General features: G+C 63.6%; 25 protein-coding genes. 13 read left to right on the plus strand and 12 right to left on the minus strand.

What is annotated here, in order from left to right; translation table 11 throughout:
• Window positions 1-88: 88 nt before the first annotated feature.
• Window positions 89-523, plus strand: coding sequence for a peptidylprolyl isomerase (locus CK230_RS17770; protein WP_095818424.1), 435 nt, complete (start codon window positions 89-91; stop codon window positions 521-523).
• Between the two features lie 19 nt (window positions 524-542).
• Here the strand turns inward: CK230_RS17770 and CK230_RS17775 are convergent, their stop codons facing one another.
• Window positions 543-1,772: a GNAT family N-acetyltransferase gene (locus tag CK230_RS17775; protein ID WP_095818425.1), complete on the minus strand. Its 1,230-nt coding sequence runs from the start codon at window positions 1,770-1,772 to the stop codon at window positions 543-545.
• 91 nt (window positions 1,773-1,863) lie between these two features.
• Between CK230_RS17775 and CK230_RS17780 the strand changes: the two genes are divergently transcribed.
• Window positions 1,864-2,922 (plus strand): polysaccharide deacetylase family protein, encoded by a 1,059-nt coding sequence (locus CK230_RS17780; protein WP_095818426.1) that lies wholly within the window; start codon window positions 1,864-1,866, stop codon window positions 2,920-2,922.
• A gap of 30 nt (window positions 2,923-2,952) precedes the next feature.
• Here the strand turns inward: CK230_RS17780 and CK230_RS17785 are convergent, their stop codons facing one another.
• Window positions 2,953-3,168 carry a DUF2842 domain-containing protein gene (locus CK230_RS17785; RefSeq protein ID WP_042643947.1) on the minus strand — a complete coding sequence of 72 codons (216 nt, stop codon included), beginning with the start codon at window positions 3,166-3,168 and terminating at the stop codon, window positions 2,953-2,955.
• 151 nt (window positions 3,169-3,319) lie between these two features.
• On the opposite strand from CK230_RS17785, the gene CK230_RS17790 reads away from it, so the two are divergent.
• Entirely contained in the window at window positions 3,320-4,411 is a 1,092-nt protein-coding gene (locus tag CK230_RS17790; protein ID WP_095818427.1) for a COX15/CtaA family protein, read from the plus strand.
• 70 nt (window positions 4,412-4,481) lie between these two features.
• Here CK230_RS17790 and argC read toward each other — a convergent pair whose 3' ends face one another.
• Together argC and speB are read right to left on the minus strand one after the other, a co-directional pair.
• The gene (gene argC / locus CK230_RS17795) at window positions 4,482-5,414 is read right to left on the minus strand and encodes an N-acetyl-gamma-glutamyl-phosphate reductase (protein ID WP_095818428.1); all 933 of its coding nucleotides are present in this window, start codon (window positions 5,412-5,414) and stop codon (window positions 4,482-4,484) included.
• Window positions 5,415-5,487: 73 nt separating this feature from the next.
• The gene (gene speB / locus CK230_RS17800) at window positions 5,488-6,444 is read right to left on the minus strand and encodes an agmatinase (RefSeq protein WP_141246055.1); all 957 of its coding nucleotides are present in this window, start codon (window positions 6,442-6,444) and stop codon (window positions 5,488-5,490) included.
• A gap of 124 nt (window positions 6,445-6,568) precedes the next feature.
• Here speB and CK230_RS17805 point away from each other — a divergent pair, with 124 nt between their 5' ends.
• Window positions 6,569-7,783 carry an acyltransferase gene (locus CK230_RS17805; RefSeq protein ID WP_095818429.1) on the plus strand — a complete coding sequence of 405 codons (1,215 nt, stop codon included), beginning with the start codon at window positions 6,569-6,571 and terminating at the stop codon, window positions 7,781-7,783.
• A 139-nt stretch (window positions 7,784-7,922) separates the two neighbouring features.
• Entirely contained in the window at window positions 7,923-8,981 is a 1,059-nt protein-coding gene (locus tag CK230_RS17810) for a glycerophosphodiester phosphodiesterase family protein (protein WP_095818430.1), read from the plus strand.
• 200 nt (window positions 8,982-9,181) lie between these two features.
• Here the strand turns inward: CK230_RS17810 and CK230_RS17815 are convergent, their stop codons facing one another.
• Complete coding sequence (locus CK230_RS17815) at window positions 9,182-10,054, minus strand: aldo/keto reductase family oxidoreductase (RefSeq protein ID WP_095818431.1); 873 nt, start codon at window positions 10,052-10,054, stop codon at window positions 9,182-9,184.
• Window positions 10,055-10,148: 94 nt separating this feature from the next.
• On the opposite strand from CK230_RS17815, the gene CK230_RS17820 reads away from it, so the two are divergent.
• The gene (locus CK230_RS17820) at window positions 10,149-11,057 is read left to right on the plus strand and encodes a LysR family transcriptional regulator (RefSeq protein WP_095818432.1); all 909 of its coding nucleotides are present in this window, start codon (window positions 10,149-10,151) and stop codon (window positions 11,055-11,057) included.
• Between the two features lie 54 nt (window positions 11,058-11,111).
• Here the strand turns inward: CK230_RS17820 and rpsI are convergent, their stop codons facing one another.
• The 4 genes from rpsI to CK230_RS17840 form a co-directional block, all read right to left on the minus strand.
• Window positions 11,112-11,582 (minus strand): 30S ribosomal protein S9, encoded by a 471-nt coding sequence (gene rpsI, locus CK230_RS17825; protein WP_040983171.1) that lies wholly within the window; start codon window positions 11,580-11,582, stop codon window positions 11,112-11,114.
• The gene (gene rplM, locus CK230_RS17830) at window positions 11,582-12,046 is read right to left on the minus strand and encodes a 50S ribosomal protein L13 (protein ID WP_040983169.1); all 465 of its coding nucleotides are present in this window, start codon (window positions 12,044-12,046) and stop codon (window positions 11,582-11,584) included. Before rplM ends, rpsI begins: the two co-directional genes overlap by 1 nt.
• A gap of 263 nt (window positions 12,047-12,309) precedes the next feature.
• Window positions 12,310-12,558 (minus strand): type II toxin-antitoxin system HicB family antitoxin, encoded by a 249-nt coding sequence (locus tag CK230_RS17835; protein WP_095818433.1) that lies wholly within the window; start codon window positions 12,556-12,558, stop codon window positions 12,310-12,312.
• 10 nt (window positions 12,559-12,568) lie between these two features.
• A complete protein-coding gene (locus tag CK230_RS17840; RefSeq protein ID WP_095818434.1) occupies window positions 12,569-13,018 on the minus strand; it encodes a PaaI family thioesterase in 450 nt (149 codons plus the stop codon).
• A gap of 151 nt (window positions 13,019-13,169) precedes the next feature.
• Here CK230_RS17840 and CK230_RS17845 point away from each other — a divergent pair, with 151 nt between their 5' ends.
• From CK230_RS17845 to CK230_RS17865, 5 genes are all read left to right on the plus strand, one after another.
• Entirely contained in the window at window positions 13,170-13,991 is an 822-nt protein-coding gene (locus CK230_RS17845) for an enoyl-CoA hydratase (RefSeq protein ID WP_095818435.1), read from the plus strand.
• 44 nt (window positions 13,992-14,035) lie between these two features.
• Window positions 14,036-14,812 (plus strand): AAA family ATPase, encoded by a 777-nt coding sequence (locus CK230_RS17850; protein ID WP_095818436.1) that lies wholly within the window; start codon window positions 14,036-14,038, stop codon window positions 14,810-14,812.
• Window positions 14,809-15,330 (plus strand): CoA-binding protein, encoded by a 522-nt coding sequence (locus CK230_RS17855; protein WP_095818437.1) that lies wholly within the window; start codon window positions 14,809-14,811, stop codon window positions 15,328-15,330. The genes CK230_RS17850 and CK230_RS17855 overlap by 4 nt, the downstream gene beginning before the upstream one ends.
• Window positions 15,331-15,487: 157 nt before the next feature.
• Complete coding sequence (locus CK230_RS17860) at window positions 15,488-16,768, plus strand: O-acetylhomoserine aminocarboxypropyltransferase (RefSeq protein ID WP_095818438.1); 1,281 nt, start codon at window positions 15,488-15,490, stop codon at window positions 16,766-16,768.
• 1 nt (window position 16,769) lies between these two features.
• Window positions 16,770-17,114, plus strand: a complete 345-nt coding sequence (locus CK230_RS17865) for a cupin domain-containing protein (protein WP_095818439.1) — start codon at window positions 16,770-16,772, stop codon at window positions 17,112-17,114.
• 44 nt (window positions 17,115-17,158) lie between these two features.
• Here the strand turns inward: CK230_RS17865 and CK230_RS17870 are convergent, their stop codons facing one another.
• Together CK230_RS17870 and CK230_RS17875 are read right to left on the minus strand one after the other, a co-directional pair.
• Window positions 17,159-18,397 (minus strand): cytochrome P450, encoded by a 1,239-nt coding sequence (locus CK230_RS17870; protein WP_095818440.1) that lies wholly within the window; start codon window positions 18,395-18,397, stop codon window positions 17,159-17,161.
• 80 nt (window positions 18,398-18,477) lie between these two features.
• A complete protein-coding gene (locus CK230_RS17875) occupies window positions 18,478-19,206 on the minus strand; it encodes a hypothetical protein (protein WP_095818441.1) in 729 nt (242 codons plus the stop codon).
• A 110-nt stretch (window positions 19,207-19,316) separates the two neighbouring features.
• Between CK230_RS17875 and CK230_RS17880 the strand changes: the two genes are divergently transcribed.
• Both CK230_RS17880 and CK230_RS17885 read left to right on the plus strand, forming a co-directional pair.
• Window positions 19,317-19,661, plus strand: a complete 345-nt coding sequence (locus tag CK230_RS17880) for a hypothetical protein (RefSeq protein WP_041008554.1) — start codon at window positions 19,317-19,319, stop codon at window positions 19,659-19,661.
• Between the two features lie 19 nt (window positions 19,662-19,680).
• On the plus strand, window positions 19,681-20,208 hold the full coding sequence (locus CK230_RS17885) for a gamma carbonic anhydrase family protein (protein ID WP_095818442.1): 528 nt from the start codon (window positions 19,681-19,683) through the stop codon (window positions 20,206-20,208).
• 20 nt (window positions 20,209-20,228) lie between these two features.
• Here the strand turns inward: CK230_RS17885 and CK230_RS17890 are convergent, their stop codons facing one another.
• Entirely contained in the window at window positions 20,229-20,780 is a 552-nt protein-coding gene (locus CK230_RS17890) for an ankyrin repeat domain-containing protein (protein WP_095818480.1), read from the minus strand.
• Window positions 20,781-21,007: the final 227 nt, after the last annotated feature.

Consider the following 21,007-nt stretch of genomic DNA (forward strand, 5'->3'; position numbering starts at 1 on the left):
TCGCGCTGCGCATTCTGATGCGTGGATGATCGAAAGCGGGACCGTGATCCATGGGCCGGCCCCCAAAACTCCCAAAAGGATGGCTGCTATGACCCAGGCCAAGAACGGCGACACCGTACGCATCAACTACACCGGGCGTCTGGTGGACGGCACCCAATTCGATTCTTCCGGCAATGAACCGTTGCAGTTCACACTCGGTGAAGGACAGGTAATTCCTGGTCTCGAAACCCATGTCGAGGGCATGGAGGTCGGCACGAAAAGCACCCTCACCGTTCCCGCTGACGCCGCCTATGGCCCTCATCGCCCCGAGGCGGTCGTAACCGTCGACCGCGCCGCCGTGCCGGCAAACATCGACGTCGATGTTGGCACCCGATTGCAGGCCCGCACCCGTGAGGGACGTCCCATGCAAGTGACGGTCATCGGCGTCGACGACGCCAGCGTCAAGCTCGACGGCAATCATCCGTTGGCCGGAAAGGACCTGGTGTTCGACGTTGAATTGGTCGAGATCGTTCAGGCGGCGTAGCTAGCGACTCTCGCCGGGCCTAGCTGTCGTCCTCGGCCGGAGCGGGTGCTGCCTGCCCGGCAGCCTTGCGGCGCAGCATCTTGGTCAGCTTCCAGATCGTCGGGTTGTTCTTGATGAAGGCCTTCCCCCGCGCGCCTTGCCGCATCGCCGCGGCCAATGCGTGGCCCTTCAGCGTCAGTGGCGCGAGCACCTCGAAATGCTGGACTTCGGTATCGCACCAGAGCCGCTTGTAGGCCTCGTCGCCGACCGAGAAGTCGTACACGCCGAAACCGAGCTCGCAGGCTTCCTGGATGTTGTCGAAGAACAGGAAGTCGCCAGGGCTGGTGAAGGCGAGATCGTCCTCGGCGATGGCGCCGAATTCGCAGATCAGCCGCTTGCCCGAACGGCTGGAGCCGGTGACTGCGCGCAGCTTTCCCTCCACGTCCAGGCCGTGCAGCAGGAAGGACGGCTTTTCCTCGGTCAGCGCATCGGTAAACAGCGCCCGGAAGAAGGCGCGCACCTGCCTGTCGCCGAAGACATTGGCGATGCCCATCTTGGCGAAACGCGCCTCCTTCATCTCGAGGAAGGCATCGAGCAGCCTGTCGACCTCTTCAGGGGTTCTGGCCTCGATACGTCGGAACCTGCCGACCGCCTCGAACTTGCGGGTCTGCGAACGATGCTTCTTGCGCTTGCGCTTGCCGCTCGCGCGCGACAGCAGCGCGTCGAACCCTCCGTCCAGATCGACCGCGAGCGCGATGTTCGGGCTCGCGAAATTGGGCAGCGCGGCGAGCGGGTTGGCGACGCCATCGAGGTCGGGCAGCAGGCGCTCCAGTGAGATCAGGTCGATGTCGGGCCGCGCCTTGGCGATCGCCTTGAACATCGCGCGGATCGCCGGAGCGTCGATGGTGGGCAGAAAGCGTGGATCGGCTGCCGCGAAATTGCCGTTGGCGTGCCGACCGCCGGCGAAACGGGCAAGCTTGAAGGGACCGCGCCGAATGACTTCCAGCGCCAGCGAAAGCGCCGGGCGGCCGTCGCAGACAAGCGCCGCGACAACCATGTCGGCGCCCGTCGCGGTTGCCCAGTTGTTCACCCAGGATGCGCTTTGCGCCGGCGCGAACAGAGCCGAGGCGCAGAATTGAATGTAATCGGCAAGGGCGGCGCCATCGCTTGCGGTAGCGGACCACCGACCATGATCGGCTCGCATCGACCGCGCGGAAACCTCATTGGCAGCGACCGGGTTGCCGTCAAATGACGCGGCGGCGTCAACCATCCCTCAATCCTTAAGACGTATTGGTTCCGACTTGGGGGTTCGCATAGGCGAATGTCGTGCTTGGATGAGCCTAGGCGCAAAAGGTGAAGGAATGATCGACGGGGGCGAGGCAATCCGGAAACTGGCGCTGACCCTTGCGCGCTACTCCGGTCTGGCGCCCCTGGCGCGGCCGTTTGTCGGCGGCATTGGCGCAATCCTGATGCTGCACCGCGTCACCGCGACGCCGGAGAGGCCGAACAGTGTCAATCGGCATCTGAACATCGCCCCCGCTTTTCTGGACAGGCTTATCGCCGACATGAAGGGAAGGGATTATGCCTTTGTTTCCCTTGATGAAGCGATCGAGCGGATCAAGGCTGGTGGCAAGGGCGGGCAGTTCGCTACGATCACCGCCGATGACGCCTATCGCGACAACATGACGGAGGCGCTGCCGGTGCTCGAGAAGCACGGCGCGCCGATCACCATCTACGTCGCTCCCGGCTTGATCGACGGCGCCGTCGATCTCTGGTGGGACGTCATCGAGGACATCGTCGACACCAGCTCGCGCCTGACGTTGAAGACGGCGGGCGGATCGACGGTGATCGATTGCTCGACACAGGGCAGAAAGATCCAGGCCGTGGCGCGGCTGAACGCCTGGCTGACCCTGGAAGTGCCCGAGGAGGAGCAGGGTGCGGCATTGCGCGAACTGGCCCGTTCGAACAGCTATGAATTCGGCTCGGGCCGTCCGGGCACCTTGATGAGCTGGAACGAGCTCGGCATCATGGCCGCGCACAAGCTGGTGACCATCGGCGCGCACACGGTCAATCATCGCAATTTGAAGCGCCTGTCCGAAGCCGATGCGCGCCATGAGATCGGCGACGTCCGACGTATCCTCAAGGAAAAGCTAGGCGAGGAGCCGCGTCATCTGGCTTACCCCTATGGCTATGCCAGCGCTGTCGGGTGCCGCGAAGTGGGTTTTGCCCGCGACGCGGGCTATGTCTCGGCGGTGACCACGCGGCACGGCGTGCTGCGTGCCGAGCATGCCGGTTTCCTGCACGCGCTGCCGCGCATTTCCGTCAACGGCCGCTACCAGAGCGTAGCGCATATCCGAACGATGCTGTCTGGCATCACCACACCGCTCGCCAATGCCGGTAAGATGGTGGTGACCATCTAGACGAGCCGGCGCCGCCGGCGTCAGCGAGGCTCAGCCTTTCGGCCGCGGCTCGATGATCAGCCATTTGATGATGGCCATGGCCGGCAGGACCCAGAGAAAGCCGCTGAGCAGGAAGAACAGAAGATGCGCCGTGGGGCCGTATTCGGCGAGCCGGGTGACCGCGACGGCCGACGCGATCAGCGCGTAGATGATAACCAGCGCCACCAGCAGGATGGTTCCGATCAGCTTTTTCAGGCGAATGGGCATGTCGCGGTCTCGTTGACCCGTCTCGCTTAGGCTGAATGACGTGCTCGCGCAACCGCCGCGGCCCGGCGCGACGGGGTGCCGCGCTGTTCAGCCTTGCCACGGCGCAAGCCTTGGTCCACCACTCCAGCGTTTCAATTGCCGGAAAACGTCCATGGCTGCCATCACCGCCACGGCCCCCTATGCCGCACGCGACCGAGACCTGCATAACCGCGCCCTGGTGCGCGGCTGGCTCTACGTCGTGGTGCTCGTGCTGTTCGCGCTGGTGCTGGTCGGCGGCTCCACGCGCCTCACCGGCTCGGGCCTGTCGATCACTCAGTGGCAGCCGATCCATGGCGTCATCCCGCCGCTCAACGACGCCGAATGGCAGGAAGAGTTCCAGCGCTACCAGCAGATCCCGCAATATACCGAGATCAACAAGGGCATGAGCCTCGAGGACTTCAAGTCCATCTTCTGGTGGGAGTGGACGCACCGCATCCTGGCGCGCAGCGTCGGCGTGGTCTTTGCCTTGCCGCTGCTGTTCTTCTGGGCAACGCGCCGCATCGAGCGCGGCCTTGGGCCGAAGCTCCTCGGCATACTGGCGCTTGGCGGACTGCAAGGTGCCATCGGCTGGTGGATGGTGGCTTCCGGCCTGGTCGACCGCGTCTCGGTCAGCCAGTACCGGCTGGCGACGCACCTGACGCTTGCCGCGCTGATCTTCACCGCCACCATGGTGGTCGCGCGGGGCCTGGCGCCGCATTCGGAGCCTGCCGCTGATCGCTCGACGCAACGGCTCGCCGGCTTCATCGTGTTCCTGACGCTGATCCAGATCTATCTCGGTGGATTGGTCGCCGGCCTTCACGCCGGTCTTTCGTACAACACATGGCCGCTGATGGACGGAAAAGTGATCCCCTCCGATCTGCTTCTCCTGAAGCCCGCCTGGCTCAACTTCTTTGAAAATCCGAAGACGGTGCAGTTCGTCCACCGGCTAGGCGCCTATACGGTCTTTGTCGTGGCGTTCTGGCATATGGTCGCCACGTGGCGGCGTCAGCCCGGCACCACCCATGCCCGCCGGGCCACGCTTCTGTTCGCGCTGGTGGTCGTCCAGGCCTCGATCGGCATCGGCACGCTGCTGATGCAGGTGCCGCTGCACATGGCTCTGACGCATCAGGCGATCGCGCTGGTCCTGCTCGGCTTTGCCACCGCGCATTGGCGCGGCACCAAGGGCGCCTATCCGCTGCCGACGGAGATAAAGGTCAGAATCTGACCCCCGGCGATCAGCATCGCGAGCGAACCTTTCGAACGGCCCAGCGCTCTGGAAACGCCTGCGTTGCCGCTCAATGCTTGATGCCGAGCATTAGATCGAGATTCTGCACGGCAGCGCCCGACGCGCCTTTGCCGAGATTGTCGTAGACAGCCATCAGCAGCGCCTGCGCCCGCTCGTCATTGGCGAAGACGTAGACCTTCATCCGGTTGGTGCCGTTATAGATCTCCGGATCGATCTCCGGGATGCGCTCCATATGGGTGTATGGCGCGACCTCGACCACGCCGCCGTCGATCGACGCATAGTGGTCGGCGATCGCCGCGTGAAGCTCGGCGCCGGTCGGCACGCGGTCGAGACCGCCGAGCTGCAGCGGCACCACGGTGATCATGCCCTGCGCGAAATTGCCCACTGCCGGCTGCAAGATCGGGTCATGCGACAGCTTCGCATAGGTGCGGAGCTCCGGCACATGCTTATGCTGCAGCGTCAGCCCGTAGGGCAGAAATTCGGGGGCGTCCTCGCCCTTGCCGACATAATCCTCGATCATCGGCCGGCCGCCGCCGGAATAGCCGGAGATGCCGTTGACGGTGACCGGAAAATCGGCCGGCAACAGGCCGGCGGAGACCAGCGGCCGCAGCGTCGCGATCGGGCCTTGCGGCCAGCAGCCCGGATTGGCGATGCGTTTCGCGCCGGCGATCTTCTTCGCCTGGTCCTTGTCCATTTCGGCGAAGCCGTATTCCCAGCCCTCGGCGACGCGATGCGCGGTCGAGGCGTCGATCACCTTGGTCGTGTCGTTCGTGATCAGCGACACGCTTTCCTTTGCCGCCGCATCCGGCAGGCAAAGGATCGCGACATCAGCCGCGTTGAGGAATTCGGCGCGGGCCGCGGTCTCCTTGCGGCGCTCGGTCGGGATGGAGATGATCTCCAGGTCGCCGCGGTCGGCAAGCAGCGCCCTGATCTGCAGGCCCGTCGTGCCGTGTTCGCCGTCAATGAAGATTTTCGGTTTCATCGCTTGCCAAATTCCCTGCGATTCCAATGTCATATGCCATGAGCATAATTTATCGCGGCATGATTGCCGTTGTTCAACTCTTCCACCCGTGCCTTCGTTCCGCCAACAGGCCGAGATAGTGCATGGCGATGATCGATCCGGCGATCGCCGTTATATCGGCATGATCATAGGCCGGCGCAACCTCGACGATGTCGGCGCCGACGACATCGACCTGGCCGAGTTGGCGCAGCGTCGACAGCATCTTTGCCGAGGAAGGGCCACCTGCGACAGGCGTGCCGGTGCCTGGCGCGAAGGCCGGGTCGAGGCAGTCGATGTCGAAGGTGAGGTAGGTCTTCTTGCCGCCGGTGCGCTCGACAATGGCGTAAGCGATGTCGGAGGCGCGCATTTCCTCGATCTCATGTCCGTACAGGATCTTGATGCCGAATGTATCGGGCGCATGGGTGCGGATGCCGATCTGGATCGAGCGATCGGGGTCGATGATGCCTTCATTCACTGCCCGGGCGACGAACGAGCCGTGGTCGATGCGCTTGCCGTCATCCGGCCAGGTGTCCTGATGCGCGTCGAACTGCACCATCGCCAGCGGCCCGTGGATCGCGGCATGCGCCTTGAGCAGCGGCCAGGTGACGAAATGGTCGCCGCCGAGCGTCAAAAGGAACGCGCCTGATTTCAGGATCTTGGCCGCCTCGCGCTCGATCGTGCCCGGCGTCTTCTGGTGGTTGCCGCTGTCGAGCAGGCAATCGCCGTAATCCACCACCGAAAGGTGCTCGAACAGGTCGCGCGAGAACGGGTATTGCGGGTCGTTGTCGAGGATCGCCGAGGCGCGGCGGATCGCCTGCGGCCCGAAGCGGGCGCCGGGCCGATTGGTGACGGCGGCATCGAAGGGAATGCCCCACACGACGGCGTCCGCGCCCTTCACGTCCTTCGTGTATTTGCGCCGCATGAACGACAGCGCGCCGGCATAGGTCGGCTCGAACGACGCGCCCGTCTTGGAGCGGGCGGTGAAGGCGTGGTCGATCTCTTTGTTCGCCATTACGGGTCCTCGGTTGCATCGGGGCAGCCACAACTACAGAACCGGCACGCAACATGCCAGTCACAGCTTGCGGAACGGAAGCGGCGCTCGGCGAGTGCCACGGCAACACAGGATCTGTATCATTATGGCTGAGACGGCTCTGCTCAAGCTTGCGCCCGCACCCGCGGCGACCCGTGTCGGAACGATGGCCGGCGAGCGCTTCCTGGTACTGGATTCCTGGCGCGGCATCTGTGCGCTGCTGGTGGCGTTGTTCCACTTCCCGACGACCTCGATGATTTCGCAAAGCGCCTTTGTCGGCGGCTCCTATTTGTTCGTCGATTTCTTCTTCGTGCTCTCCGGCTTCGTGATAGCCAGCGCCTATGGCAGCCGGCTGAACGATCAGGATGATCTTGCTCGCTTCGCGCTGGTGCGCTTTGGCCGCATTTATCCGCTGCATCTCCTGATGCTTGCCGCTTTCGCAGGCTTCGAGGCGCTGCGGTTCGTCCTGCCGGCGCTGCACGGAACGGGTCCGGCGCCCTTCACCGCCGGTTTCGACCTGAAAAGCCTGGTCGCCAACCTGTTTCTTTTGCAGGGCATGGGCGTTGAGGATCACCTGAGCTGGAACGCGCCGAGCTGGAGCATTTCGGCCGAGTTCTTCACTTATCTCATCTTTGCCGCCGTCGTCTTCGCGGCCGGCCAGCGCGCCTGGATATGGTTCGTCGCCGCCGCCGTGACCGGGCCGCTTTTCCTGCTCGCGGTTTCGACGCGTCATATGGACATGTCCTTCGATTTCGGCTTCATCCGCTGCCTTTACGGCTTCTCGCTCGGCGCGTTACTTGCCTGGTTTCAGCACGATTCCATTGCAGAGGCGCGACAGGCGCTCGGCAGCGGGGCAGGGTGCCTCGCCTGGACCCTGGCCGAGCTTGCGATGATCGCGGGGATTGCGCTGTTCGTCTCTATTGCCGGCACCAACGACCTTGGTATCGCGGCGCCGGTCGTCTTCGCGCTGGCGCTTTACCTGTTCGCGCATGAGGGCGGGTGGGTCAGCGTGGCTTTGCGCAGCCGGCCGATGCTGCTGCTCGGCTCGCTCTCCTATTCGATCTACATGGTCCACATCTTCGTCCAAGCGCGCATGATCAATGTCGGCGGCCTGGTTGAGCGCAAGCTCGGGCTCGCCATCGTCGGCGACCTGATGCTGCGCGGCGACCACGCGACCGGCTTCGGCGCCGGCTCGCCTTGGATCGGTTTCGCGGCTTTGATCGCGATGTTGATCGCCGTCATCGTCGCGTCCTGGTTCACTTGGCGCTTCGTCGAAATGCCGGCGTTGGCCTGCTTCCGGCGCCTCTCCAAGAGGATTTGACCAAGCAATTCCAGGAAAAGTGTGAAGCGGTTTTCCGCCCGGAATTGCGCCAAACAAGAAACAACTAGCCGGCTTCGTTCACCGCCCTGTCATGGGCATCGCCTAACCGGGTCCCGACCCGGAACGGAGCGATTCCCCGATGCGAACACTCTGGCTGAGCCTTTTTCTGTCTGCTGCGCTTGGTGCAATTCCTAACCAAAGTTCAGCCGGCGAGACGCGCGCTGCCCAAATTCTCCACCGTTTCGAGCACGCCAATCAGGGGCGCGATCATGTGATGATCGCCGCCCATCGCGCCGGCAGCATGCAGGCCGGCAAGACGATTTACGCCGAGAATTCGCTGGCCGCGGTCGAGGGTTCGATCGCCATCGGCGCCGAGATCGTCGAGGTCGACATCAGGCGCTCGAAGGATGGCGCGTTCGTCATCATGCATGACAGCTGGCTCGACCGCACGACCACCTGCAGGGGCGAGGTGGTGAAGTTCACGCTCGCCGAGCTGAAGACGTGCCGGTTGGTCATCGAGGGCACAGGCGCCGTCACCAACGAGACGGTGTCGACGCTGCGCGAGATGCTGCTGACGACCAGGGACAGGATCCTGATCAACCTCGACAACAAGCTGGAGGTGACCGACCTGCCGGGCATGATCGCGGAGGCGCGCGATCTCGGCATGGCCGATCAGGTGATCGTCAAGGAGAACCTCTGGAACCGGCAGCGCATCGATGCCGCGAGCGCTGCGCTCGCCAAGGCCGGCGGCGGTTTCCAGTTCATGCCGATCCTCGCCGACGACGCCGTGCATGACGCCGCCTTCGCCGATGAGGTCGACAAGGCGTTCGCGCCTCATGCCATCGAGCTGATCAACTGGCGCAACGGCGCCGAAATGCTGACGTCGAACGGTGGCCCGCTGTTCGGCAACCATATGCGTGCGGAAGCGGTCCGTGGCGACTGGCATCTCTGGGCCGACACCTACGCCATCGTCCACAAGCCAGGCGGCTTCCTTGCCGGCGGCCGCGGCGATGAACTCGCCGTCGCCGCCGGCCTGCCGCGCGAAGCCTGGGGTTTCTGGGTCGACCGCGGCGCGACGATCATCCAGACCGACGAGCCGAAAGCGGCGATCGAGTGGCTGGCGGCGAATGGTTATCGGGTGCCGTACACGACGGACATCAAGCAAGCCGAGCCGGCGCATACGGCGAGTATCAATTAGCTGACGTCGGCGCTTCACCCCGCCCGGCGCTTCGCGCCGACCTCCCCATCGAGGGGAGGTAGAGCGTCGTGCCAACTTGCCGTCGTTGCATGCCTGCGGCATCCCGAATGCTAAATCGGCCGTCGAGCATAAAGCGCGGCGCCCTACCTCCCCTTGATGGGGAGGTCGCGCCGCAGGCGCGGGCGGGGTGCTGCGCCGACCTACGCGGCTTTCGCCACGCCATCCAACTCCTGCAGCACATCGGCCGACAGCTTCAGCTCCGCGGCCGCCAGATTCTCCCGCAGATGCTCGACTGACGACGTGCCGGGGATCAAGAGGATATTGGGCGAACGCTGCAGCAGCCATGCCAGCGCTACCTGCATCGGCGTGGCGCCGAGCCGTTCCGCGACGCCCGACAGCGTCGACGACTGCAGCGGGCTGAACCCGCCGAGCGGGAAGAACGGCACATAGGCGATGCCGTCGCGTGCCAGCTCATCGATCAGCGCGTCGTCGTCACGGTGCGCCAGATTGTACTGGTTCTGGACGCAGACGATGTCGCAGATCTGCCGGCCTTCCGCAATCTGCGCGCGGGTGACATTGCTCAGGCCGATATGGCGTACCAAGCCTTTGCGCTGAAGCTCGGCGAGCTTGGTGACCTGCGCCTCGATAGAGCCCTCCGCTGGACCATGCACCCCAAACATGATGCGCAGATTGACGACATCCATCACCTCGAGGCCAAGGTTGCGAAGATTGTCGTGCACCGCCTGCTCGAGCTCATCGGCTGTGAAAGCCGGCAGCCAGGAGGCGTCTTCACCGCGACGGGCGCCGATCTTGGTGACGATGGTGAGGTCGTCGGGGTAGGGCGCCAGCGCCTCGCGGATCAGCTTGTTGGTGACATAGGGCCCGTAATAATCGCTGGTGTCGATATGGTTCACGCCTTGCGCCACCGCTTCGCGCAGCACGGCAATCGCCGCGTCATGGTCTTTCGGCGGGCCGAACACGCCTTTGCCCGCAAGCTGCATGGCTCCGTAGCCGAGGCGGCGGACCGAGCGGTCGCCGAGTTTGTAAGTGCCGGATTTGTTTACGCTGGACATCGTGGTCTCCTTCGCTGTCGGCGACGGAGATAGGGCATGGCCGCTGTCCCGATAACCGGGTATAACTGGCACGACCTGTGCGGAAATAAGAACAATGGCATCTGACCTTAACGATCTCCAGGCGTTCATGGCGGTGGCGCGCGCCGGTGGCTTTCGCGAAGCGGCCCGCGTCACGGCAGGCAGCGCGTCGGTGCTCAGCGAAGCCATTCGCCGTCTGGAGACCCAGCTCGGTGTCAGGCTCTTCAACCGCACCACGCGCAGCGTCGCTTTGACCGAGGCAGGCGCCGGCCTCCTGGCGCGTCTTGGCCCCGCGCTGGGTGAGGTGGAGGCCGCGCTCGACGTCGTGAACGGCTTTCGCGACCGGCCAGCCGGGACCTTGCGCCTTAATGTGCCGATCAGCGCCTCACGGCTGGTCCTGCCAAAAATCGTTCCGGGATTTCTCGCCGCCTATCCGGCCATTCGCCTGGAGGTGATCGCGGAGGAGAACTTCGTCGACCTGCTGGTGGCAGGCTGCGATGCCGGCATCCGCTATGATGAGCGGCTGGAGCAGGACATGATAGCCGTGCCGATCGGACCGCGCACGCAGCGCTTTACCACCTCCGCCGCGCCGTCCTACCTTGACCGGCACGGGCGGCCGCAGCACCCGCGCGACCTGCTTGGCCATGCCTGCATACGCGGCCGCTTCCCGAGCGGGGTCATGACGCCCTGGGAGTTCGAGCGGGATGGTGAGGTGGTCCGGGTCGACACCACGGGACCATTGCTCGTCAGCATCGGTGGAGGCGTGGATCTCGCGATCGATGCGGCGATCGCCGGCGTCGGCATTCTCTGGCTGTTCGAGGACTGGGTTCGCCCGCATTTCGAGAGCGGCGCGCTGGAGCCTGTGCTGGAGCCGTGGTGGCAGAGCTTCTCCGGGCCGTTTCTCTACTATCCCGGCCGCCGTCTGGTGCCCGCGCCGCTGCGCGCCTTCGTCGACTACATCAAAACACCGGCCGGGCACTGGTGACGGAAACAAAAAGGCCGCCCGGAGGCGGCCTTTCGAAAGCTTGGAACCGTAAGCTTAGCGCTTGGAAAACTGGAAGCTGCGGCGGGCCTTCGCCTTGCCGTACTTCTTGCGCTCGACCACGCGGCTGTCGCGGGTCAGGAAGCCGCCCTTCTTGAGCACCGAACGCAGGCCCGGCTCGTAGTAGGTCAGCGCCTTGGAGATGCCGTGACGCACGGCACCGGCCTGGCCGGAGAGGCCGCCGCCGATGACGGTGGCGACGATGTCGTACTGGCCGGCGCGATTGGCCGCGACGATCGGCTGGTTGAGGATCATCTGCAGCACCGGACGCGCGAAATAGCTCGCGAATTCCTTGTCGTTGACAGTGATCTTGCCGGAGCCCGGCTTCACCCAGACGCGCGCGATGGCGTTCTTGCGCTTGCCGGTGGCGTAGGCGCGGCCCGACTTGTCGAGCTTCTGGACATGCACGGGCGCGGCCGGCTGCGCGGCGACGGTGCCGAGTTCTGCGAGCGAGGAAAGCTCAGCCATTACGAAGCCCTCTTGTTCTTGGAGTTCAGCTTGGCCACGTCGAGCGTGACGGGCTGCTGGGCGGTGTGCGGATGCTCGGCGCCTGCATAGACGCGGAGATTTTTCATCTGGCGGCGGCCAAGCGGGCCGCGCGGGATCATGCGCTCGACGGCCTTCTCGACGACGCGCTCGGGGAAACGGCCCTCGAGCAGCTGGCGCGCGGTGCGCTCCTTAATGCCGCCGGGATGGCCGGTGTGCCAGTAATAGACCTTGTCGGTGTATTTCTTGCCGGTGAACACCACCTTGTCGGCATTGATGACGATGACGTTGTCGCCGTCATCGACATGCGGGGTGAAGGTGGGCTTGTGCTTGCCGCGCAGATGGTTGGCGATGACGGTGGCCAGACGACCGACGACGAGACCTTCGGCGTCGATCAGCACCCACTTCTTCACCACATCCGCAGGCTTCTGCGAAAAGGTAGCCATGGTTTTGCTCTCAGGTTGACCCTTCCTGCCAAGGGCAGGAAAAGGCGTTTCTTGTTGCTTGGATTGGCTGAAGCGACCGGAGCCACCCGCCAATAACAAAACGGCGGCCATTGCGGGCCGCTGCTTCGGGTGGGCTTATAGGCTAGGGGGCCTGACGCGTCAAGGCGACGGAAAATGCGTAGAGCAAATAAAACGTCGAAAAAACAATATGTTAATTGAACGGTAATATTTTACCACAAGGTCGACCTACACAAGCCGCCGGACTAAGGGACCGAAACCAGATAGGCCCCGCGAGACAGCGCAGCACGGATTTCGGGAATAGAGATCGTTGCTTCATGGCTGGACGGCTCGGCAACGGGCATATCCTCGGCCCAGAATTGCAGAGCCTCGACTGCGTTCGGAGCGATATCCTTTTCCTCGTCCGCAGCCGAAAAGCAGCCCGGAATATCCGGGAATTGGACACCGAATGCGCTATCTCCGGTCTTTTCAACAAGCGCGAAGTAGCTCTTCATTTCAACCTCTTCAGTCCCGCTTCCTGGGGATCGAGTAGGTCCCCGTGGCATGCGCCACAGTGTGTCCATCCGGGCCTGCAACAATGTCGATGTCGAACACCATCAGGCGTTTGCCGAGCTTCAGGATCCGGCAATGGCCGTCGATTGGACCGGCTTCGGCCTTGCGCATGAAGTTGATGTTGAGGTTGACGGTCACCGAAAGCGCGTCCGGTCCGGCGTGGCTGAGCACGCAGACATAGCCGCCGATGTCGGCCAGCGTGAACAGCGACGGACCGGACACCGTGCCGCCGGGACGCAGATGCCTCTCGTCGGCGTTGAGCCGCACCGTGCAGCCGCCGGGGAAGACGTCGATCGCCTCGTAGGAGATGAAACTGTCGTTGAGCTGCGGATAGACGCTAGCCATCAGCGCATTGACCTCCGCCGCGTTGAGCATTGGCTTCAGATCGCTTTGGGCGGGCATGGGCAACGTCCTATATGAGGTGACAAGCTCCGGGCGATTGCCTGGACCAAACGGTGCGACGGAGAAAACACGCCTCGCGGCTGTTCTTCAACCGGCAGCGTGCTAGTTCTGTTGCTCGATGCGCCGCGAGCGCTGACCAGAGAGATTGGACATGGCTGAAGTTGTTGCCATCAAGCCCGCCGTCGCCGACGGCCCCGTTCTTGTCAGCCAAGAAAAGGGCATTCTGCGTCTCACCCTCGCCAGCCCTCCGGCTAACGCGCTGTCGTTGGCGACGATGGCGGCGCTGCAAGCCGAATTCGATCGCGTGAAGTCCGATAAATCCGTGCGCGTCATCATCCTGGCGGCGTCGGGAAAAGTGTTCTGCGCCGGTCACGACCTCAAGGAAATGACGGCGCACCGCGCCGAAGCGGATCGCGGCAAGGCTTTCTTTGAAAAGACCTTCGCCGCCTGCGCGAAATTGATGCAGACGATCGTGCGCCACCCGAAACCGGTGATCGCCGAGGTCGACGGCCTGGCGACCGCCGCCGGCCTCCAACTGGTCGCGAGCTGCGACCTCGCCATCGCCTCGCATGAGGCCACCTTCTGCACGCCGGGCGTCAATATCGGCCTGTTCTGCTCGACGCCGATGGTGGCGCTGTCGCGCAACGTCTCGCGCAAGCAGGCGATGGAGATGCTGCTCACCGGCGAGACGATCGACGCCGCGACCGCCAAGGAATTCGGCCTGATCAACCGCATCGTGCCGCGCGAATATCTGAATCAGGTCGTCAACAAATACGCGCAAACCATTGCTTCAAAATCGTCTTTGGTGGTCAAGACCGGCAAGGAAGCGTTTTATGCCCAGGTCGAAATGGGCCTGGCCGACGCCTATGCCCATACCGGCCGCGTGATGGTGGAAAACATGCTGGCGCGCGACGCCGAGGAGGGCATCGGCGCTTTCATCGGCAAGCGCAAGCCGCAATGGTCCGACGAGTAGCGGGCCTGAATGAAGCCACGCCATCCCATCGCTGAAGGTGCGACATGGCTGCCCGCAAGCAACTGACGCGGCTGAAAGCGCCCTATCTCAGGCGCATCCTGCTTGAGCCGTCGCGCGTTGCCGACTGGGAGCAATATCCCTGGAACCTACCGATCTTCCGCGACCGCCAATTCGAGTTCGAATTCGCCTCGGCCATCACCATCATCGTCGGCGAGAACGGTACGGGCAAATCGACTCTGCTCGAAGCGATCGGTGCCTTGGCCGGTTATGACGAGGCTGGCGGCGGCAAGGGCTACATGCCCGTCGATCATTCTCGCGCTATCGACAAGAGCGGCGCAGGACTGGCAAGCAGTTTCCGGTGCCACTGGCTGCCAAAGGTGACCGCGGGTTGGTTCTTTCGCGCCGAGTCATTCTATTCGGTTGCACGCTATCTCGACGAGGCGGCGCGGGAATCCGGCGGTGCGCCGCCCGATTTCCTCTCCTGGTCGCATGGCGAGGGCTTCATCCGCTTCTTCGAGGAGCGTTGCCGCCGGCAAGGCATCTACGTTCTTGACGAGCCCGAAAGCGCGCTCTCGCCGACGCGTCAGATCGAGCTGCTCAAATTGTTTCAACGCATGGAGCAATCCGGCACCGCACAGGTGATCATGGCCACGCACTCGCCGCTGCTGATGGCCTGTCCGAACGCGCGGCTCTTCCGCATCAGCCGCTTCGGCCTCGACCTGATCGATTTTCAGGACACCGACCATTTTCGCATGATGCGCGACTTCTGCAGCGATCCGGCTGCCTTTCTCGCCGAAGCGCTGTATGAGGACGAGCCATGAATCACGACACTTACGACAACGCCTACATCGCCGGCATCCTGAATTCGGTGAAGACGATCGCCATGGTCGGCGCTTCGCCCAATGACGTGCGGCCGAGCTACTTCGTGTTGAAATATCTATTGGCCAAAGGCTTTTCGGTGCTGCCGATCAATCCCGGTCACGCCGGCAAGCAGATCCTCGGACAGACGGTCTATGCCAGCCTGGCCGACCTGCCGCAGCCGGTCGATATGGTCGACATTTTTCGCGGGTCCGCGGCGGTGCCCGGCATCGTCGACCAGGTGCTGAAGCTCGATCCACTGCCCAAGGTCGTCTGGATGCAACTTGGCGTGCGCCATGACGAGGCCGCTGCTCGCGCCGAGGCGGCCGGCATTAAGGTGGTGATGAACCGCTGTCCGAAGATCGAATATGGCAAGCTGTCGGGCGAGATCGGCTGGACCGGCGTCAATTCCGGCGTGCTGTCGTCAAAGAAGCCGATAATGCGGCAGGGTTTTCAGAGCTTCGGCGTGCGGCAGAAATAAGCGCGCCGCGGTTCGCGCAAAATTATTCCGGGAAGAAATGGATTTTCTCGGGCGTTCGCCGAAGGTCGCACTTTGAAAGGTATTTTCTTCTTTGCATTCCCAGCCGGGCTTCGCCAAGAATGCCCGGCGATTTTCGAACGTCAGGAGAGGGATTTCGATGACCCGTACGCCCGGTTTCAATACTTTGGCCGTTCACGCCGGCGCCAAGCCAGATCCGGCGACCGGCGCGCGCGCCACGCCGATCTACCAGACCACCTCCTTCGTCTTCGACGACGCCGACCATGCCGCCTCGCTGTTCGGGCTGAAGGCCTTCGGCAACATCTACACCCGTATTATGAACCCGACCCAGGCGGTGCTCGAGGAGCGCGTCGCAGCACTCGAAGGCGGCACCGCCGCACTTGCCGTGGCTTCCGGCCACGCCGCGCAGGTCATCGTCTTCCACAATCTGATGCAGCCCGGCGACAATTTCATCGCCGCCAACAAGCTCTATGGCGGTTCGATCAACCAGTTCGGGCACGCCTTCAAGAATTATGGCTGGGAGGTGCGCTGGGCCGACGTCAATGACCTCTCGACCTTCGAGAACCAGATCGACGACAAGACCAAGGCGATCTTCATCGAAAGTCTCGCCAATCCGGGCGGCGTCTTCGTAGACATCGAGAAGATCGGCGATATCGCCCGCAAGCATGGCCTGCCGTTGATCGTCGACAACACGCTGGCCTCGCCCTATCTGGTGCGGCCGATCGAGCACGGCGCCGACATCGTCGTGCATTCGCTGACAAAATTCATCGGCGGACACGGCAATTCGATCGGCGGCGTCATCGTCGACGGCGGTACATTCGACTGGTCGAAGTCGGGCAAGTATCCCATGCTGTCGGAGCCGCGTCCCGAATATGGGGGCCTGGTGCTGCACGAGACCTTCGGCAATTTTGCTTTTGCCATCGCTGCGCGCGTTCTCGGCCTGCGCGACCTCGGCCCGGCGATCTCGCCCTTCAACGCCTTCCTGATCCTGACCGGCCTGGAGACGCTGCCGCTCAGGATGCAGCGCCACTGCGACAACGCCGCGAGCGTCGCCGGCTGGCTCTCCAACCATCCCAAGGTCGCCTGGGTGAACTATCCCGGATTGCCGAGCGACAAGAACAACGCGCTGCAGAAGAAATATTCTCCGCAGGGCGCGGGTGCCGTCTTCACCTTCGGTCTCAAGGGCGGCTACGAGGCCGGCGTCAAATTCGTCGAGGCACTCGAACTGTTCTCGCATCTCGCCAATGTCGGCGACACCAAGTCGCTGGTCATTCATCCGGCCTCGACCACACACCGCCAGCTGTCCGACGAGCAGAAGGTCAAGGCCGGCGCCGGGCCTGACACGGTGCGGTTGTCCATCGGCATCGAGGACGTCAACGACATCGTCGCGGATCTCGAACAGGCGCTGAGCAAGGTCTGATATGTCGGCCTTCCTTGCCGTGAATATCGAAAGCGTGGAACCGGAGGCTGGCGCGCCGGCCCCGGACCGCGTCATTTCGGGCGATCCGAAATTCCGCACCTGGAATGTCGAGGAGCGCGACAGCGGCCTCTATGCCGGCATCTGGGAAGCGACGCCGGGCAAATGGCTCATCTCTTATGACGAATGGGAGTTCTGCCACATCCTGTCCGGCGTCTCGGTGATCGCCGAGGACGGCGGCGCGGCGCGCACCGTTCGGGCAGGCGACAGCTTCGTGCTGAGGCCTGGTTTCAAGGGCACCTGGGAAGTGCTCGAGACGACGCGCAAGGAATATGTGATCCGGCTCTGAGTAGGCCCCATCGCCTCGGATGACGAAGCGGCGCAGGCCTAGGCTCAAAACGTGACGACAACCCGTTCCAGTCCGTGGAAATGGTAAGTGTCGCGGAAGCGCGGTGTCTCCGCCAGGCGTAGATTTGGCAGCCGGTCGAACAGCGTCTTCAGCGACACTTGCAACTCAAGCCTGGCCAGCGGCGCGCCGATGCAGAAATGGATGCCGGCGCCGAAGGAGACATTCTTCTGGTCCGCGCGGGCCGGGTTGAAGGTATCCGGCTCGGCAAAGGCCAAGGGGTCGTGGTTGGCCATGCCGAGCAGCAGCGCGACTGTCTCGCCTGGCTTGACCGATATGCCAGGCGACACTTCGATCTCCTCGTAGGCATAGCGCAGGAACATGTGCAGGGGCGCGTCGAAGCGCAGGCATTCCTCGACTGTCGCGACGTTTTTCTCCGACGTTTCGAAGAACCGGCGCGGATCGCCGCCCTGGGCCAGGACCGAGCGCACCGCATTGCCTGTCTGGTGCACGGTCGCTTCATGGCCGGCATTGAGAAGCAGGATCGCCGAGGAAACCAGCTCGTCTTCCGACAGCTTCTGGCCGTTCTCCTGGGCCTCGATCAGCAGCGACAGCAGGTCGTCGCCTGGCTTCTTGCGCCGCTCGGTCACGTAGCCGCGCAGGAACGCGGCGAAATCGCGTGTGGCGCGGTTGGCTGTGTCCTCGGTTTCGCGCGTGCGGCCGTGCATGTACATGGCGACCATCTGATGCGACCAGTCGAGCAGTTGCGGCCCCATCTCGACCGGCACGCCGAGCATCTCGGCGATGATGGTGATCGGCAGGGGCGAGGCGTAGGCCGGCAAAAGGTCGACGCCGTTTGGCTCGAAGCGATCGACCAGTTCGTTGGCCAATACCTCGATTCGTGGCCGCAGCCGCTCGACCTGGCGTGAGACGAAGGCGCGGTTGACCAGCGTCCGCAGCCTAGTGTGCACTGGCGGCTCGAGTTCCAGCATGGAATTGGCCTCGATCGCGTCAAAGGCCACGAGGTGCGAGCGGTCGTCGCCAATGCCGCGGCTGTCGGGAATCCCCGCCGGGTTCTGCCGGCCGAAGCGACGGTCGCGGAGCAGCCGGTTGACGTCGTCGAAACCGCCAAAGCACCAGAAACCGTAGTCTTCCCAGAAGAAAGCGTTGGCGGTGCCGTGCAGGAAGGCATAGGCCTCATAAGGGTTCTGCACGAAGGCCGGTTCGTGCGGGTCGAGACGCAGGCGGCGACTGGTCGGGTCGAAGGCGAGATAGGCTGGCGTCATGCTCGATCTTTAGCGCGCCTTGTCAGCGCAATGCCAGACAATGTCTTAGCGCCCGAGACGGAGAAGCGTTGAGGCAGCCGCTAGTGCCCCGTCTTCAGGATGTCCGCGACCTTGGCGGCAATCGCCGCGTCGAGCGCCGTCCAGTTTGCCAGCAGCTCGCGCGGAAAACGGTAGGTGAGGCTGAGCTCGTCGCCCACCTGGATGTCGCGCTCGCAAGGCGCCAGCGATTCCTCCGCGCTCGGCCCGCTGAGGCAGCGGGCGACGAACGGATCCTTGCCGGGGCGCTCGGCGACGGCCAGCACCTCGTTGAGATAGCCTGATTTTTCCGTGAAAGCGTAAACCGTGGTATCGCCCAGACCGGGCGTGCCGGGCTTTTCGATGAGGGCGCTGTAGATCGGCGCGAAACGGCCGCTCATGTCGCGCGACATCATCCGCGGCTCGAACGAAAGAAAGATGATCTTCCTCGTCGTCGTGTGGTTGAAGTCGTCGCGCGCGGCCGCGCTGTAGCCGTCCATCTCAGGATAGCGCAGATAGAGATCGAGCCGCGAGGCAACGCCGTCGCGCCTCGCCTGGTCGAAGCGGATGAAGTTTGCCGGAACGCTGATGAGATTGTTGCCCATGACGACCCGGCGCACCGTCGTGTCGTCCGTATAGCCGGCCATGGCGATCGACCGTCCAAGCCATTTGCCGCCGACGCTGATGGCCACCGAAAGCAGCGCGAGAGCCGCGAAAATATAGAAGACCCGCCTCATCAGGGTTGAGTCGACGACCTCGAAGTCCGGGCTCTCGGCGAGATTTGCCTGTCTCATTCGCTCTTTCCCGATCCGCCTGCCTGTCCTTCGGCGGCACAGCCCGCGCGGCATGGCTCTTGCAGCGCGTTGGCACGACTGTGCGTTTTCATGGTAAACGGTTGGTAAACATGGATCCCGTTGTGCTTGTTCTTTACGCTTTCGCGGTTGGTGTCACGGCTTGCGGACTGGCCGGATCGGCCATGGAACTGTTGTCAGGCCGGCGCCTGGCCTTTGCCGAACCGTATGTCTCGCCGGTCCATATCCTGCGCTCGCTCGCGGCAACGGCTTGCGCCGGACCGTTCATGCTTACCAACGAAGCCTTGGCCGCCAGGCGAGAGGGCCGCATCGGCACGATGGCTCTGCTGTCCTGCGGCTGCACGGCCATCGCCTGGGCGCTGGCGCTCGGCGTCGTGCTCATCGCCATTGCATCCTGGGCGACCGAGAACTTAGGGTCCTTCGAATTCGCTGGTTGAGACGATTCGGAGGCGCAAAATGCCGGTCTATGCAATCGATGGGAAAGCGCCTGAGTTCGAGGATGCGGAAACCAACTGGATCGCGCCCGACGCCACGCTGATCGGCAACATCCGGATCGGCCGCAATGTCGGCTTCTGGTTCGGCGTAGCCATCCGCGGCGATGGCGAGCCAATTTCGATCGGCGCCGATACCAATGTGCAGGAACATACGATCATGCACACCGATCCGGGCTTTCCGCTGACCATCGGCGAAGGCTGCACGATCGGCCACAGGGCGCTGCTGCATGGCTGCACGATCGGCGACAACAGCCTGATCGGCATGGGCGCCATCGTGCTGAACGGCGCCAGGATCGGCAACAACTCGCTGGTCGGCGCCGGTGCGCTGGTGACGGAGAACAAGGTTTTTCCGGACAATTCGCTGATCGTCGGCTCGCCCGCCAAGGTGATAAGGACGCTGGACGAAGCGGCAATCGAGCGGCTGCGCGTCTCGGCGGCGCATTACGTGGCCAACGCCAAACGCTTCAAGGCCAAGCTGACGGTGGTATAACGGTGGCCGCGCGCCACGCGTCATCCGCGGCGGCTGTTCATCGCTTCGCGCAGCAGAAAGGCGCCGGCCTCGAAGCCGGCCTCTTCGGCGCCTTCCGATGGCGTCTCATAGTCGTCGATGCGGGTCCTCAGCGAAGGGTCCGCACCCGAGAGCAGCAGCAGGTGGATCGCCTCGGCGTCACGCCGCGAAACCGCGTAGTGCAGGGGCGTCCAGTCGTTCACGCCGCGCATATTCGGGTCGGCGCCATGCTCGAGCAGGATATGGATGACGTCCAGCCGGTCCGGCCGTTCCGTCGACAACGCCGCTATGATCGAAGGAAACCCGGCGGGATCGTCATAGTTCGGGTTCGAGCCGGCATCGAGAAGCGCGGTAATGAACGCGGGCGGGCTCCAGTAGATCGCATATTCCAGCGGATGGCCGAGGCCGAGCTCGAAGGGCATCCGCTCGTCGAACCAGCGCGCGGAGCCGCCAAGCGCAACGCCTAGGGCCGCGAAATCTCCGGCCTTGAAGGCTTCGTCTATAGCCTTGAAAAGCCGGTGGCGGGCGCCGCGTTCCTCCGGGATTTCCAGCATCGCCTTCATCCGCAATGAGCGAACTATATTGCGCCGCTGCGCCTCGCTCGGAAAGGCCGTATCGGCAGCGGACCGTCGGCAAGACCCTGATCGTTTGCCCTCGACAGATACGGCCTGAAACAGCGGAGCCGGCCCCGGGGACAGGGGCCGGCTCCTAAAACCCGGTCGTTGGGGACGGGGAGGGTGGGGACTCGACCGGGGTTTATATATGGGCGCGCCGCGTCACC

The organism is Mesorhizobium sp. WSM3859 (assembly GCF_002295065.1).
GTDB lineage: Bacteria > Pseudomonadota > Alphaproteobacteria > Rhizobiales > Rhizobiaceae > Mesorhizobium.

Coding starts and splice junctions, on each gene's coding strand:
- CK230_RS17770 (WP_095818424.1), top strand. CDS start 89: ATGACCCAGGCCAAGAACGGCGACACCGTACGCATCAACTACACCGGG.
- CK230_RS17775 (WP_095818425.1), bottom strand. CDS start 1,772: ATGGTTGACGCCGCCGCGTCATTTGACGGCAACCCGGTCGCTGCCAAT.
- CK230_RS17780 (WP_095818426.1), top strand. CDS start 1,864: ATGATCGACGGGGGCGAGGCAATCCGGAAACTGGCGCTGACCCTTGCG.
- CK230_RS17785 (WP_042643947.1), bottom strand. CDS start 3,168: ATGCCCATTCGCCTGAAAAAGCTGATCGGAACCATCCTGCTGGTGGCG.
- CK230_RS17790 (WP_095818427.1), top strand. CDS start 3,320: ATGGCTGCCATCACCGCCACGGCCCCCTATGCCGCACGCGACCGAGAC.
- argC (WP_095818428.1), bottom strand. CDS start 5,414: ATGAAACCGAAAATCTTCATTGACGGCGAACACGGCACGACGGGCCTG.
- speB (WP_141246055.1), bottom strand. CDS start 6,444: ATGGCGAACAAAGAGATCGACCACGCCTTCACCGCCCGCTCCAAGACG.
- CK230_RS17805 (WP_095818429.1), top strand. CDS start 6,569: ATGGCTGAGACGGCTCTGCTCAAGCTTGCGCCCGCACCCGCGGCGACC.
- CK230_RS17810 (WP_095818430.1), top strand. CDS start 7,923: ATGCGAACACTCTGGCTGAGCCTTTTTCTGTCTGCTGCGCTTGGTGCA.
- CK230_RS17815 (WP_095818431.1), bottom strand. CDS start 10,054: ATGTCCAGCGTAAACAAATCCGGCACTTACAAACTCGGCGACCGCTCG.
- CK230_RS17820 (WP_095818432.1), top strand. CDS start 10,149: ATGGCATCTGACCTTAACGATCTCCAGGCGTTCATGGCGGTGGCGCGC.
- rpsI (WP_040983171.1), bottom strand. CDS start 11,582: ATGGCTGAGCTTTCCTCGCTCGCAGAACTCGGCACCGTCGCCGCGCAG.
- rplM (WP_040983169.1), bottom strand. CDS start 12,046: ATGGCTACCTTTTCGCAGAAGCCTGCGGATGTGGTGAAGAAGTGGGTG.
- CK230_RS17835 (WP_095818433.1), bottom strand. CDS start 12,558: ATGAAGAGCTACTTCGCGCTTGTTGAAAAGACCGGAGATAGCGCATTC.
- CK230_RS17840 (WP_095818434.1), bottom strand. CDS start 13,018: ATGCCCGCCCAAAGCGATCTGAAGCCAATGCTCAACGCGGCGGAGGTC.
- CK230_RS17845 (WP_095818435.1), top strand. CDS start 13,170: ATGGCTGAAGTTGTTGCCATCAAGCCCGCCGTCGCCGACGGCCCCGTT.
- CK230_RS17850 (WP_095818436.1), top strand. CDS start 14,036: ATGGCTGCCCGCAAGCAACTGACGCGGCTGAAAGCGCCCTATCTCAGG.
- CK230_RS17855 (WP_095818437.1), top strand. CDS start 14,809: ATGAATCACGACACTTACGACAACGCCTACATCGCCGGCATCCTGAAT.
- CK230_RS17860 (WP_095818438.1), top strand. CDS start 15,488: ATGACCCGTACGCCCGGTTTCAATACTTTGGCCGTTCACGCCGGCGCC.
- CK230_RS17865 (WP_095818439.1), top strand. CDS start 16,770: ATGTCGGCCTTCCTTGCCGTGAATATCGAAAGCGTGGAACCGGAGGCT.
- CK230_RS17870 (WP_095818440.1), bottom strand. CDS start 18,397: ATGACGCCAGCCTATCTCGCCTTCGACCCGACCAGTCGCCGCCTGCGT.
- CK230_RS17875 (WP_095818441.1), bottom strand. CDS start 19,206: ATGAGACAGGCAAATCTCGCCGAGAGCCCGGACTTCGAGGTCGTCGAC.
- CK230_RS17880 (WP_041008554.1), top strand. CDS start 19,317: ATGGATCCCGTTGTGCTTGTTCTTTACGCTTTCGCGGTTGGTGTCACG.
- CK230_RS17885 (WP_095818442.1), top strand. CDS start 19,681: ATGCCGGTCTATGCAATCGATGGGAAAGCGCCTGAGTTCGAGGATGCG.
- CK230_RS17890 (WP_095818480.1), bottom strand. CDS start 20,780: ATGCTGGAAATCCCGGAGGAACGCGGCGCCCGCCACCGGCTTTTCAAG.